The organism is Nocardiopsis valliformis DSM 45023, assembly GCF_000340985.1.
GTDB classification, from domain to species: Bacteria; Actinomycetota; Actinomycetes; order Streptosporangiales; family Streptosporangiaceae; genus Nocardiopsis; species Nocardiopsis exhalans.
In genome coordinates, this window is the sequence record NZ_ANAZ01000001.1 from 45,657 (window position 1) to 59,016 (window position 13,360).

General features: G+C 66.7%; 16 protein-coding genes. All 16 read right to left on the minus strand.

Annotated features, from left to right (window positions below; all coding sequences use genetic code 11):
• Window positions 1-99: 99 nt before the first annotated feature.
• Entirely contained in the window at window positions 100-372 is a 273-nt protein-coding gene (gene rpsQ / locus D457_RS0100240; protein WP_017578636.1) for a 30S ribosomal protein S17, read from the minus strand.
• Window positions 369-623, minus strand: a complete 255-nt coding sequence (gene rpmC, locus D457_RS0100245) for a 50S ribosomal protein L29 (RefSeq protein ID WP_017578637.1) — start codon at window positions 621-623, stop codon at window positions 369-371. Before rpmC ends, rpsQ begins: the two co-directional genes overlap by 4 nt.
• Window positions 623-1,036, minus strand: a complete 414-nt coding sequence (gene rplP / locus D457_RS0100250) for a 50S ribosomal protein L16 (RefSeq protein WP_017578638.1) — start codon at window positions 1,034-1,036, stop codon at window positions 623-625. The genes rpmC and rplP overlap by 1 nt, the downstream gene beginning before the upstream one ends.
• Window positions 1,037-1,039: 3 nt before the next feature.
• Entirely contained in the window at window positions 1,040-1,828 is a 789-nt protein-coding gene (gene rpsC, locus D457_RS0100255) for a 30S ribosomal protein S3 (RefSeq protein WP_017578639.1), read from the minus strand.
• Window positions 1,828-2,196 carry a 50S ribosomal protein L22 gene (rplV, locus tag D457_RS0100260; RefSeq protein ID WP_017578640.1) on the minus strand — a complete coding sequence of 123 codons (369 nt, stop codon included), beginning with the start codon at window positions 2,194-2,196 and terminating at the stop codon, window positions 1,828-1,830. The genes rpsC and rplV overlap by 1 nt, the downstream gene beginning before the upstream one ends.
• A gap of 74 nt (window positions 2,197-2,270) precedes the next feature.
• Window positions 2,271-2,549, minus strand: a complete 279-nt coding sequence (gene rpsS, locus D457_RS0100265) for a 30S ribosomal protein S19 (RefSeq protein WP_017543003.1) — start codon at window positions 2,547-2,549, stop codon at window positions 2,271-2,273.
• Window positions 2,550-2,561: 12 nt separating this feature from the next.
• Window positions 2,562-3,401, minus strand: a complete 840-nt coding sequence (gene rplB, locus D457_RS0100270; protein ID WP_017543004.1) for a 50S ribosomal protein L2 — start codon at window positions 3,399-3,401, stop codon at window positions 2,562-2,564.
• Window positions 3,402-3,461: 60 nt separating this feature from the next.
• The gene (rplW, locus tag D457_RS0100275) at window positions 3,462-3,752 is read right to left on the minus strand and encodes a 50S ribosomal protein L23 (RefSeq protein ID WP_017578642.1); all 291 of its coding nucleotides are present in this window, start codon (window positions 3,750-3,752) and stop codon (window positions 3,462-3,464) included.
• On the minus strand, window positions 3,749-4,420 hold the full coding sequence (gene rplD / locus D457_RS0100280) for a 50S ribosomal protein L4 (protein WP_017578643.1): 672 nt from the start codon (window positions 4,418-4,420) through the stop codon (window positions 3,749-3,751). The genes rplW and rplD overlap by 4 nt, the downstream gene beginning before the upstream one ends.
• 3 nt (window positions 4,421-4,423) lie before the next feature.
• Window positions 4,424-5,074, minus strand: a complete 651-nt coding sequence (gene rplC, locus D457_RS0100285) for a 50S ribosomal protein L3 (protein WP_017543007.1) — start codon at window positions 5,072-5,074, stop codon at window positions 4,424-4,426.
• 12 nt (window positions 5,075-5,086) lie between these two features.
• A complete protein-coding gene (gene rpsJ / locus D457_RS0100290) occupies window positions 5,087-5,395 on the minus strand; it encodes a 30S ribosomal protein S10 (RefSeq protein WP_013156110.1) in 309 nt (102 codons plus the stop codon).
• A 257-nt stretch (window positions 5,396-5,652) separates the two neighbouring features.
• A complete protein-coding gene (gene tuf / locus D457_RS0100295; protein WP_017578644.1) occupies window positions 5,653-6,846 on the minus strand; it encodes an elongation factor Tu in 1,194 nt (397 codons plus the stop codon).
• An 83-nt stretch (window positions 6,847-6,929) separates the two neighbouring features.
• A complete protein-coding gene (fusA, locus tag D457_RS0100300) occupies window positions 6,930-9,041 on the minus strand; it encodes an elongation factor G (RefSeq protein ID WP_026116174.1) in 2,112 nt (703 codons plus the stop codon).
• A gap of 45 nt (window positions 9,042-9,086) precedes the next feature.
• Window positions 9,087-9,557, minus strand: coding sequence for a 30S ribosomal protein S7 (gene rpsG / locus D457_RS0100305; RefSeq protein ID WP_017543010.1), 471 nt, complete (start codon window positions 9,555-9,557; stop codon window positions 9,087-9,089).
• A 2-nt stretch (window positions 9,558-9,559) separates the two neighbouring features.
• On the minus strand, window positions 9,560-9,931 hold the full coding sequence (rpsL, locus tag D457_RS0100310) for a 30S ribosomal protein S12 (RefSeq protein WP_014912437.1): 372 nt from the start codon (window positions 9,929-9,931) through the stop codon (window positions 9,560-9,562).
• A gap of 471 nt (window positions 9,932-10,402) precedes the next feature.
• On the minus strand, window positions 10,403-13,273 hold the full coding sequence (locus D457_RS0100315; protein ID WP_026116175.1) for a hypothetical protein: 2,871 nt from the start codon (window positions 13,271-13,273) through the stop codon (window positions 10,403-10,405).
• Between the last annotated feature and the right edge of the window lie 87 nt (window positions 13,274-13,360).

The window sequence follows — 13,360 nt, forward strand, 5'->3', positions numbered from 1 at the left end:
CTCCTGATGTGATGCGTGCGGTCCACTGCCGCACGGCTAGGTGGTCTCACCCCTCGCGTCGGCGGCCGACAACTCGTGCCGGCCGCCAACAGGCTGGGGTTACTTAGCCTTCTCCAGGATCTCCACGACGCGCCAACGCTTCGTCGCGGAGAGCGGCCGGGTCTCCATCATGCGGACCCGGTCGCCGACGCCAGCGGAGTTCGCCTCGTCATGCGCCTTGTACTTGGTCGTCCGACGGATGACCTTTCCGTACAGGGCGTGCTTGACGCGGTCCTCAACCTCGACAACGACGGTCTTGTCCATCTTGTCGCTGACGACGTAGCCCTCGCGCACCTTGCGGTAGTTGCGCGTGTCAGTCTGGTTCTCACTCATTCGGCTGCTTCCTTCGTCTCCTCAGCCGACTCACCAGACAGCTGGACGATGCCCAGCTCGTGCTCGCGCAGCACCGTGTAGATCCGCGCGATCTCGCGCTTGACGGTACGAAGACGGCTGTGGTTGTCGAGCTGGCCGGTAGCGGCCTGGAAGCGGAGGTTGAAGAGCTCTTCCTTGGCTTCCTTGAGCTTGGTGACCAGGTCCTCGACGGACTGGTCGCGCAGCTCATGGGCAGTCACGGACTTCGCCATCACTCCCCCTCCCGCTTAACAAACTTGCACTTCATCGGGAGCTTGTGCATCGCACGGCGCATCGCTTCCTTCGCGATGGCCTCGGGCACGCCCGACAGCTCGAACATCACACGACCCGGCTTGACCGGAGCGACCCACCACTCGGGCGAACCCTTACCGGAGCCCATGCGGACCTCGGCAGGCTTCTTCGTCAGCGGACGGTCCGGGAAGATGTTGATCCACACCTTGCCGCCACGCTTGATGTGACGCGTCATGGCGATACGAGCGGACTCGATCTGACGGTTCGTCACGTAGGCCGACTCCAGCGCCTGGATACCGAACTCGCCGAAGGCGACCGTGGTACCGCGCTGGGCCTTGCCGCGAAGGTCCGGGTGGTGCTGCTTCCGGTACTTCACCTTACGAGGAATAAGCATCGGTTAGCTCCCCTCGGTCTTCGGGGCCTCGGCCGAAGCACCAGCCTTGGCGTCGGTGTTCGGGGCGCCAGCGGCACCGCCACGACGGCGGCGCTGCGGACGCTCACGACGCTGACCGCCACCGGCGGTGCGCGCGGCGGCCTGAGCGGCCTCGCGCTCGGCGCGGGTCACAGGGGCGTCGCCCTTGTAGATCCACACCTTGACGCCGATGCGACCGAACGTCGTACGAGCCTCGAAGAAGCCGTAGTCGATGTCGGCACGCAGCGTGTGCAGCGGGACACGACCCTCGCGGTAGAACTCCGAGCGGGACATCTCAGCCCCACCCAGACGACCACCACACTGGATACGAATACCCTTGGCGCCACTCTTCATGGCGCTCTGCATGGCCTTGCGCATCGCGCGGCGGAAAGCCACGCGGCTGCTCAGCTGCTCAGCGACGCCCTGGGCGACAAGCTGCGCGTCGATCTCGGGGTTCTTGACCTCGAAGACGTTCAGCTGCACCTGCTTGCCGGTGAGCTTTTCCAGGTCCGTACGGATCCGGTCAGCCTCAACGCCGCGGCGGCCGATGACAATGCCCGGCCGGGCGGTGTAGACGTCCACGCGAACACGGTCACGGGTACGCTCGATCTCGACCTTGGAGATGCCCGCGCGCTCCATGCCACGGGTCAGCATCCGACGGATCGCGACGTCTTCCTTGACGTAGTCCTTGTAGGACTTGTCGGCGTACCAACGGCTCTTGAAGTCGGTGGTGATGCCGAGGCGGAACCCGTGCGGGTTTACCTTCTGCCCCACTATCGGGTCCTTTCCTTCGTCTTGGACGAGGCGCCCGAGTTCTCAGCGACGACCACAGTGATGTGGCTCGTGCGCTTCGTGACTCGGAAAGCCCGGCCGAAGCCTCGGGGGCGAATGCGCTTCAGGGTCGGACCCTCGTCCACCCACACGCGCTCGACCACCAGGGACTCACGGTCCAGCTTGTCGTTGTGCTCAGCGTTGGCGATGGCGCTAGCCAGCACCTTGCCAACGGGCTCGCTCGCCGACTGGGGCGCGAACCGGAGCACCGCCTGTGCCTCGTCAGCGGGCAACCCGCGAATAAGGTCCGCCACCCGGCGAGCCTTTCGGGGCGTAACGCGGACGAACCGCGCCTGTGCCCTCGTTCCCATCGCTTTTCCCTCGCTCACGGAAATTCCTTCCCCACTCACCGTGGAGAAAATGGTTCTTACAACTGCTGCAACCGCTAGCGGCGGCTGCGGCGGTCGTCCTTGACGTGGCTACGGAAAGTACGCGTGGGAGCGAACTCACCGAGCTTGTGGCCGACCATCGACTCCGACACGAACACCGGAACGTGCTTGCGGCCGTCGTGGACGGCGATCGTGTGACCGATCATCTCCGGGACAATCATGGATCGCCGGGACCACGTCTTGATGACGTTCTTGGTCCCCTTCTCGTTCTGAACTTCCACCTTCTTGATGAGGTGGTCGTCGACGAAGGGACCCTTCTTAAGGCTACGTGGCATCAGACGTGCTCCTTACCGCTTCTTCTTACCGCTACGCCGACGCCGCACGATCAGCTTGTCGCTGGCCTTGTTCTTGGCCCGGGTCCGGCCTTCCTTCTTGCCCCAGGGGCTGACCGGGTGACGACCACCGGAGGTCTTGCCCTCACCACCACCGTGCGGGTGGTCGACCGGGTTCATGACCACACCACGGACGGTCGGGCGCTTGCCCTTCCACCGCGAGCGGCCGGCCTTGCCCCAGTTGATGTTGGACTGCTCGGCATTGCCGACCTGACCAACCGTGGCGCGGCACGAGATCTCGACCATGCGCATCTCGCCGGAGGGCATACGCAGCGTGGCGTAACGGCCTTCCTTGGCGAGGAGCTGGATCTGCGACCCCGCGGAACGACCCAGCTTGGCACCGCCACCGGGCTTCAGCTCGACCGCGTGCACGAACGTACCCGTGGGGATGTTGCGCAGCGGGAGGCAGTTGCCCGGCTTGATGTCGGACTGGGGGCCGTTCTCGATCTTGTCGCCCTGCTTGAGGCCGGCGGGCGCCAGAATGTAGCGCTTCTCACCGTCCACGTAGTGCAGCAGAGCAATGCGAGCGGTGCGGTTGGGGTCGTACTCGATGTGAGCGACCTTGGCCGGAACGCCGTCCTTGTCGTGACGACGGAAGTCGATCACGCGGTAGGCGCGCTTGTGGCCACCACCCTGGTGACGAGCGGTGATCCGGCCGTGGCCGTTACGACCGCCCTTGGAGTGAAGCGGACGGACCAGGGACTTCTCCGGCTCCGAGCGCGTGATCTCGACGAAGTCGCTCACGCTGGAGCCGCGACGACCCGGCGTCGTCGGCTTGTACTTACGAATGCCCATCTTCTTCGCGCATTCCTTTACGTGTTGCTTGACATGTAGCGGTCAGACCTCGGAAAGGTCCTAGACACCGAAGATGTCGATCCGCTGGCCCTCGGCCACGCTGACGATCGCGCGCTTGGTGTCGGGACGCTTCCCGAAACCGAAACGGGTGCGCTTGCGCTTACCCTTCCGGTTGATCGTGTTCACGCTCGTGACCTTCACCTCGAAGATCTTCTCGATCGCGATCTTGATCTGGGTCTTGTTGGCGTCCGGGCGAACGATGAACGTGTACTTGTTCTCGTCCATGAGCCCGTAGCTCTTCTCGGAGATCACCGGCTCGACGATGATGTCCCGGTGGTCGGCGATCCTCACTGGTCGTCCTCCTCGGACTCAGCGGCCTTCGAGGTACCGGCCGCGTGGGCCAGGAACTCGGCGTAGCCCGCCTCGGTGAAGACCACGTCGTCCGAGTACAGGACGTCGTAGGTGTTCACCTGGTCCGCGTCGAGGATGTGGACCTCTTCGAGGTTGCGCAGGGCGCGCCGGTTGTGCTCGTCCTCGCGGGCCAGGACGACGAGAACCTTGTCGGACTCGGTGACCTGACGCAGCGACTTCAGAGCGGTCTGCGTGAACTTGCTCTCCGCGTCCTCAGCGATGAACGTGCTGATGACGTGGATGCGGCCGTGGTTCGCCCGGTCGGAGAGGGCACCGCGCAGGGCGGCGGCCTTCATCTTCTTGGGGGTCCGCTGGCTGTAGTCACGCGGCTGGGGACCGTGAACGGTGCCACCGCCGGTGTACTGCGGGGCGCGGATCGAGCCCTGACGGGCGCGACCGGTTCCCTTCTGGCGGTAGGGCTTCTTGCCACCGCCGCGAACCTCGCCGCGGGTCTTGGTGGCGTGCGTGCCCTGCCGGCCGGCGGCCAGCTGGCCGTTCACGACCTGGTGGATCAGCGGAATGCTGACCTGCTGGGCGAAGACGGACTCGGGGAGCTCAACGCTGCCCTTGGAGCCGCCCTCGGGGTTCTTGACCTCGATCTGGGCCATGACTTACTTGTCCCCCTTCACAGCGGTGCGGACGAGCACCAGACCGCCGTTGGGACCGGGGACAGCACCCTTGACCAGGATGAGGCCCTTCTCCGCGTCCACAGAGTGAACGGTCAGGTTCTGGACGGTCTTGCGCACGTTGCCCATGCGCCCGGCCATCCGCATGCCCTTGAAAACGCGGCCGGGTGTGGCGCAGCCGCCGATGGAACCGGGCGAGCGGTGCTTACGCTGGGTGCCGTGCGAGGCGGAGAGACCACGGAAACCGTGGCGCTTCATCACACCGGCGAAACCCTTGCCCTTGCTCTTGCCCGTGACATCGACCTTCTGGCCGATCTCGAACGCGGCGGCGTCGACCTCCTGGCCGAGCGTGTACTCGGAGGCGTCGGTGGTGCGCACCTCGACGTAGTGCCGGCGCGGGGTCAGGTCGTTCGCGCGAAGGTAGTCGCCCAGGGGCTTGTTCACCTTGCGCGGGTTGATCTGCCCGTAGCCGAGCTGGATGGCGGAGTAGCCATCGGTGTCCGGAGTCCGGATGCGGCTCACGACGCACGGACCGGCCTTCAGGACGGTCACGGGCACCATCTTGCCCGCGTCGTCGAAGACCTGGGTCATGCCGAGCTTTTCGCCCAGAACTCCCTTGATCTGCTTGGTGGCCATGTCAGTGCGTCCTTAAAGCTTGATCTCGATGTCAACGCCAGCCGGGAGGTCGAGTCGCATGAGCGAGTCGACCGTCTTCGGCGTGGGGTCGATGATGTCGATCAGCCGCTTGTGGGTGCGCATCTCGAAGTGCTCGCGCGAGTCCTTGTACTTGTGCGGCGATCGGATAACGCAGTAAACGTTCTTTTCCGTCGGCAGCGGCACCGGGCCCGCGACCTGTGCGCCAGTTCGCGTCACAGTCTCAACGATCTTGCGCGCCGAGCTGTCGATGACCTCGTGGTCATAGGCCTTTAGCCGAATGCGGATCTTCTGTCCCGCCATGTGGCCTGTTCGTCCTTCGCTTCAGTGTCCGTAACGGTGAGCTGTCCGGGCACAGACGCCCAGGCCCGTCGGCGAAATCCGCCGGCGTGTTGGCCGTGAGCCCCTATTCCCTTGAGAAACCGCAACAGGGCTTGCCCCTGCGGTGCGTCACCGTCACAGAGCCCGATGACGTCTTGAGTGTGGGTGGGTGGGCCGCCTTGAAGCGGCCCACCCACCGCGCTGGAGCGGCTCCGAATGGGGCCACCCCAACTTGTGTGCTACTTGAGGATCTTCGTGACGCGACCCGCGCCCACGGTCCGGCCACCCTCACGGATGGCGAACTTGAGGCCCTCTTCCATCGCGACCGGCTGGATCAGGTTGACGGTCATCTCGGTGTTGTCACCGGGCATGACCATCTCCGTGCCCTCCGGCAGCGTCACGACGCCGGTGACGTCGGTGGTGCGGAAGTAGAACTGCGGGCGGTAGTTGTTGAAGAACGGCGTGTGGCGGCCGCCCTCGTCCTTGGACAGGATGACAACCTGGCCCTCGAACTCGGTGTGCGGGGTGGTCGTGCCGGGCTTGATCACGACCTGGCCGCGCTCGACGTCCTCGCGCTTGATGCCGCGCAGGAGCAGACCGACGTTGTCGCCGGCCTGACCGTTGTCGAGCAGCTTGCGGAACATCTCAACACCGGTGACGGTGGTGGTCTGCTTCTCTTCCTTGATGCCGACAATGTCAACGGTCTCGTTGACGTTGACGATGCCGCGCTCGATACGGCCGGTGACGACGGTGCCGCGACCGGTGATCGAGAAGACGTCCTCGATCGGCATGAGGAAGGGCTTCTCGGTGTCACGCTCGGGCTCCGGAATGAAGCTGTCGACCGTGCCCATGAGCTCCAGGACGGACTTGCCCCACTCGGCGTCGCCCTCGAGCGCCTTGAGCGCCGAGACCTTGGTGACCGGGACGTCGTCGCCGGGGAACTCGTACTCGCTGAGGAGCTCACGCACCTCGAGCTCGACGAGCTCGAAGATCTCCTCGTCGTCCACCATGTCGGCCTTGTTCAGGGCGACGACGATGGCGGGGACGCCGACCTGGCGAGCAAGGAGGACGTGCTCCTTGGTCTGCGGCATCGGGCCGTCGGTGGCGGCCACGACCAGGATCGCGCCGTCCATCTGCGCGGCACCCGTGATCATGTTCTTCACGTAGTCAGCGTGACCGGGGCAGTCGACGTGAGCGTAGTGACGCGCCTCGGTCTGGTACTCGACGTGAGCGACGGAGATGGTGATACCGCGCTCGCGCTCCTCAGGAGCGTTGTCGATGTCCTCGAACGGGGTGAACGGGTTCAGCTCCGGGTACGCGTCGTGCAGAACCTTGGTGATGGCTGCCGTCAGCGTGGTCTTGCCGTGGTCAATGTGACCGATGGTGCCGATGTTGACGTGCGGCTTAGTCCGCTCGAATTTTGCCTTCGCCACTGGAAATCTCCTAGACGTACAGATCTATCTGGCTGTGGTCCAACCCCGTGGGCACGGGGAACAGCCGGGTTTCGTGTTCGCGGCTATTCGCCGCGAACCTTCGCCACGATTTCGGTGGCGACAGCGGACGGAACCTCCGCATAGGAGTCGAACACCATCGAGTAGTTGGCTCGACCCTGCGTACGGCTGCGCAGGTCACCCACGTAGCCGAACATTTCCGAAAGGGGCACCTGGGCCTTGACGACCCGGACCCCGGAACGCTCGTCCATGGACTGGATCTGTCCACGACGGGAGTTCAGGTCACCGATCACGTCACCCATGTACTCCTCGGGCGTCGTGACCTCAACGGCCATGACCGGCTCGAGCAGCGTGGGCTTCGCGAGCTTGACGGCCTCCTTGAAGGCCATCGAACCAGCGGTCTTGAACGCCATCTCCGAGGAGTCGACGTCGTGGTACTGACCGTCCTGCAGCGTCACCTTGATGCCGACGAGCGGGTAGTGCGCGAGCACACCCAGCTCAGCGGCCTCCTGACAGCCGGCGTCGACCGACGGGATGTACTCCCGCGGGATGCGGCCACCGGTGACGGAGTTGACGAACTCGTACCCGGACGCGTCGCCCTCTTCGACCACGAGCGGCTCAAGGTCGATCTTGACCTTGGCGAACTGGCCCGACCCACCGGTCTGCTTCTTGTGGGTGTAGACGTGGCCTTCGACCTTCTTGCGAATGGTCTCCCGGTAGGCCACCTGGGGCTTACCGATGTTCGCCTCGACCTTGAACTCGTCGCGCATACGGTTGACCAGCACCTCGAGGTGCAGCTCACCCATACCGGAGATCACGGTCTGACCGGTCTGCTCGTCCGAGGCCACCTGGAAGGAGGGGTCCTCGTCGGCCAGACGCTGGATCGCGATGCCCAGCTTCTCCTGGTCGCTCTTGGTCTTCGGCTCGATGGCCACCTCGATGACCGGAGCCGGGAAGGTCATGGACTCCAGGACGATCGGAGCCGACTGGTCGCAGAGCGTCTCGCCGGTCGTGGTGTCCTTCAGACCCATGACCGCGACGATGTCGCCCGCGCCCGCCTCGGAGATCTCCTCACGCTTGTTGGAGTGCATGCGGTAGATCTTGCCGATGCGCTCCTTGCGGCCCTTCAGGCTGTTCAGAACCTGGGTACCGGTGTTGAGAACACCCGAGTAGATGCGCAGGTAGGTCAGGCGACCCAGGTGCGGGTCGCTCATGATCTTGAAGACCAGCGCGGACATCGGCTCGTCGACGCTCGGCTTGCGCTCGAGCTTCGTCTCCTCGGTCTCGTCCTTGGGGTCGTGGCCCTCAATGGCGTCCACGTCCAGGGGCGAGGGAAGGTAAGCGGTGACCGCGTCGAGCAGGGGCTGAACGCCCTTGTTCTTGAACGCGGTGCCACAGACGATCGGGATCGCGGTACCGGCGATGGTGGCGCGACGGATCGCGGGCACCAGCTGCTCCTCGGTGGGCTCCTTGCCCTCGAGGTACAGCTCCATGATCTCGTCGTCGGCCTCGGCCAGCGTCTCGATGAACTGGTCGCGAGCCTCGCGGGCGGCGTCCACGTGAGTCTCGGGGATGTCGACGGTGTCGTACATCTCGCCGAGCGCGGCCTCGTCGTTCCAGACGTAGGCCTTCATCTTCACGAGGTCGATGACGCCCTTGAAGTCGCTCTCGGCACCGATGTTCAGCTGGATCGGCATGGCGTTCGCGCCGAGGCGCTCACGGAACATGTCGACACAACGCTGGAACTCGGCGCCGATCTTGTCCATCTTGTTGACGAAGCAGATCCGCGGGACCTTGTAACGGTCGGCCTGACGCCAGACCTGCTCCGACTGGGGCTCCACGCCTTCCTTGGCGTCGAACACCGCGACGGCACCGTCGAGCACACGCAGCGACCGCTCGACCTCGACCGTGAAGTCGACGTGGCCGGGCGTGTCGATGATGTTGATGGTGTGGTCGTCCCAGTGGGTGGTGGTAGCAGCCGAGGTAATGGTGATACCCCGCTCCTGCTCCTCCTTCATCCAGTCCATGGTGGCAGCGCCATCGTGGACCTCGCCCACCTTGTGGGTCACACCGGTGTAGTAGAGGATCCGCTCGGTCGTCGTCGTCTTGCCCGCGTCGATGTGGGCCATGATGCCGATGTTGCGGACCTTGGCCAGGTCAAGCAAAGTCTTAGCCATGAGGCTCGTCTTCCCTAGGTCTCAAGGAATCGATTCGCCGCGGGATTACCAGCGGTAGTGGGCGAAGGCCTTGTTCGACTCGGCCATCTTGTGCGTGTCCTCACGCTTCTTGACAGCCGCGCCCAGACCGTTGCTGGCGTCAACCAGCTCGTTCATCAGACGCTCGGTCATGGTCTTTTCACGACGCTGACGCGAGTAGGAGACCAGCCAGCGCAGGGCCAGCGTGGTGGACCGGGAGGCGCGAACCTCGACCGGCACCTGGTAGGTCGCGCCACCAACACGGCGGCTGCGGACCTCCAGCGCGGGCTTGACGTTGTCCAGGGCTCGCTTGAGAACGACGAGCGGGTCCTGACCGGACTTCTCACGGGCGCCCTCGAGGGCGTCGTACACGACCGCCTGAGCGATGGAACGCTTGCCGTCGAGAAGCACCTTGTTGATCAGTGCGGTGACGAGCGGCGAGCCGTAGACCGGGTCGGTGATGAGCTGGCGCTTCGGCGCCGGGCCCTTGCGCGGCATGCTTACTTCTCCTTCTTGGCGCCGTAGTGGCTACGGGCCTGCTTGCGGCCTCGGACACCCTGGGTGTCGAGCGAACCGCGGACAATTCGGTAGCGAACGCCCGGCAGGTCCTTCACACGACCGCCACGAACCAGCACGATGCTGTGCTCCTGGAGGTTGTGACCAATGCCGGGAATGTAGGCCGTGACCTCGATGCCGCTGCTCAGCTTGACGCGAGCGACCTTACGCAGAGCGGAGTTCGGCTTCTTCGGCGTAGTGGTGTAGACACGCGTGCACACACCACGACGCTGCGGACTCCCCTTCAGCGCCGGGGTCTTGTTCTTTGCGACCTTGTCCTGTCGGCCCTTGCGGACCAGCTGCTGGATGGTGGGCACCGCGTCTCCGTCTTCCTCGTGACCTACGCCGGTTCTCGTAGCCGATATCGCTATTGACCTGCTGAATTTCCCGAATCTCCCCGACCCCCGAGGTCGGGCGTGTCGCCCTCGTTCCCACGCATGGTGAACGGGCAAGCACCCGGCCGAAAGGCCGATTCACAGGAGGGGGTTCACGTGCGCAGCGCGCCTTCTGTCCGTCCTGTGGAGGACTGGGGCGCCGCACACACACGTGTGACCCGTCGACTCACGGGCACAATCACACAGGCTACCGCTAACCGAACATGCGGTCAAAACGGTGTGCGACATGGCGAGACAAGCGGAACCGGATCTCGCGTAGCCGTGGGTCAACCTCAGTCTACGCGCTTCCAGACTCGTTTCGCCCCAGATTCCCGCCAAAGGGCGGGTGGAAGGCCGTCAACAGTAAACGGCCGCCCCCGGAGAACCCATTGTTCACCGGAAGCGGCCGAGAAGCTACACCACGAACCAGATCGCGACGGAGATCACCGTCACGACGATACCGATGACCGCGAAGACGGTACCGGTGGTGATCAGGCCCAGGCCGTCGAGGGTGCCGCGCGACTCGCGGATCGCCTTCTTCGCCTTGGGGCCGGTGACGAACAACGCCAGGATCGCGGTGATCACACCGACGACCGGGATCAGCGAGGCAAAACCCAGCCACAGGGTCACGTTCGCCCCGGGCTCGGTGTCGGCCAGGAAGTCGATGCTGTCGTAACCGGGGTAGTCGCCGTCGTCGCGGGCCTCGTCGAAACCGGGGAAGTCCTCGGCGATCTTGTCCCGGCGGCGCTTGGCCGGCTTGGGCTGCTCCGGCATCCCGTAGTCCGCGGGGGTGAAGCCGTCCTCGTAGTCCGACTCCCCTTCGGGGGCGCGATCCTCAGCCGGACGGCCGGCACGCTCCGGGGCTTCGGGGATTTCCGGGGCCCCGTCGAAGCGGTCCTCGGTGAACGGACCGGCGGCGGACTCGTGACCGCGGTCGGCGTAGCCCTGTCGGCCGTGGCCCTGCTGGTCGTCACCCTGGTCATCGGCGTAACCCTGATCGCCATAGCCACGGTCGTCGTAGGCCTGCTCGTCATAACCCCGACCGGTGTCCGGGCCGTCGAAGTCGCCGTAGCCGCGGTCGTCGTAACCCTGGTCACGGTGATCCTGGTCGGTGTAGCCCTGACCGGCAAAGCCCTGCTCGCCGTAACCCTGGTCGGGGTGACCGCGCTCACCGCGGCCGCGGTCGTCGAAGCCGAGCTCGTCGTAGTCGGAGTAGTCCCGGGTCCGGGCACTGCGAGCATCGGGCTCGGGGGCCTGCTCGAACGAGGGCGCGGTGAACATCTGGGTCGCACCCTCACCGCCCCGCCAGGACTCGTCGCCTTCCCCGGGCGTCCCGCCCCAGGCGGCGGGTTCGGACTGTTGGAGCGGATCCCGGAGCGGGTCCTGGTCCCAGGCCGCCTCGGCCCGGGCGGGCGCGTCCCAGGAATGGTCGTCCCACTGCTGCCCGGACTCGGGCCCGGAGGCGTACTCGGTCCGCTCGGGCCGCGAAGCCCAGGCTTCCGCCTCTGTCCGCTCGGGCCGTGAGGCCCAGGTTTCCGCCTCCCCCGCCTCCTGGGGTTCCTTGGCCTTGGCCCGCGACTGCATGTCGGCGATGGCGGCCAGGGGGTCGTCGGAGGTGGCCACGGCGGCGGACAGCTCGCCCGTGTCGGGGCCGCTCTCCCGCTCCGGAGCGCTCTGCGCGGTGTTCTCGCTCTCGGGCTCGACGCCCCAGTCGGAGTAGACGGGCTCCTCCGGGGCCAACTCCCGACGGCGGCGCTCGGCGTCGCGGACGACGTCCGGCAGGCGCGGGTCGTTGCGGTCAAAGGCCCAGGTGTTGCCGCTCCCGCTGCCCAGACCGCCCTCGTCGGCGGGCACCGCGTCGGAGGGAGCCGGGGCCGGGGTCGGGGGAGAAAGCTCGTCGTCGTAGCGGTCGGTGCCGTAGGACGGGGCCGGGGCGGAGGCCGGCTCGCCAACCTTCGGCGCGGGCCGCGGGGAGAGCTCGTCGTCGTACTGGTCGCCGGTGGGGGGCGGGGTGTGGGCGGGCTCGGACCACTGCTGGTCGGCCGGGTCGGCCCACGGCTCGGTGGTGCCCGCGCCCTTCCAGGCCTCCCCGGTGTCCGGGGTGGGGCTCCAGCTGTCCAGGCCGCCGGCGCCCGGCCACTCGTCCGGCTGTTCTCGGGCCGGTTCGGGCTGCCGGAGTTCCTCGGCCGGAGGCGTCCAGTCGCTCTGGGCGGACCGCGGACTCCACGGCTCGTCCACGGCTGGCACCGCGGGCTCCGGAGCCGCCTGCGGGGCCCAAGAGGCCTCGGCGGGCGGTGTCCACGCGTCTTCGGGCCGCGAGGCCCAGGCTTCCGCCTCGGTCCGCTCGGGAGCCCAGGCTTCCGCCTCCGTCTGCTCGGGCCGCGAGGCCCAGGCTTCCGCCTCGACGGGCCCCGGACTCCACGGCTCGTCCTCGACCGGCCGCTCGGTCCGCGGGCTCCAGGTGTCGGCCTCGGGAAGAGGTGCTTCGGGTACGAGGGCTTCCGGGGTCCAGGTGTCCTCGGTCCGCTCGGGCCGCGGGGCCCAGGCCTCCGCCTCGGCGGGCCGCTCGGCCTCGAACCGCTCCGGTGCGGGCTCGGGGGTCCACGAGTCGTTGGTGCCGGTCGCCCAGCTGTCGTGCGCCGGTTCCGAGGGGACCTGGGGGTCCTCGGGGGGCAGCGGCACGTCGGCGCTCGCGGCGATACCCGGATAGCCGCCGGTGGGGGCGGGTTCCTCGGGGGCCGGAGGCGCCTCGTAGGTGGGTGCTTCGTAGGTCGGCGCCTCGTATGCCTGGGGTGCCGCTTGTGCTTCCGGAGCTTCGGGGGGCCGCGGCCCCTCGTCCACGGGGAACCCTCCGGGCTCGCGGGGCGCCTGCGGCTCCCAGGGCACCGGACGCTCCTGCGGGGCCGCCAGCGGGTCGCTCTCCCCCGGGATCCGGGTGACCGGCTGGTAGGCCGACGCGCCCGCGCCCGGGTAGGAGATGGCGCCGGGGGCGTACGGGGGCTGCTCGGTGGCGGGCGGTGCCGCCGGAGGCGTCACGGGAGGAGCCCCCAGGTCCGGGTAGGGCTCGACCATGGCCGGACGCGACGCGCTCAGCCCCGCGTATCCCCCGCTGTCCGGGAAGACCGCACCACCCTCAGGGGCGTCGCCCTCGGGCGCGCCCTCCTGTTCCAGCGGATCCTGGTACTCCGACTGTGTGCGGTTGCGGTTCTCACTGGGCTTGAACCACGAGTCCGCATCCGCTTCGGAGCCCCGGTTACCCGGCGCTCCGCCCCCGTTTTCAGTCACTTGCCTGCTCTCCCGCCGGCGCCGTAGCGCCCTCTCCCCGTCCGCACCGCAGTGTACGAACCGACAACGACGAAAACGGCGGCGGGG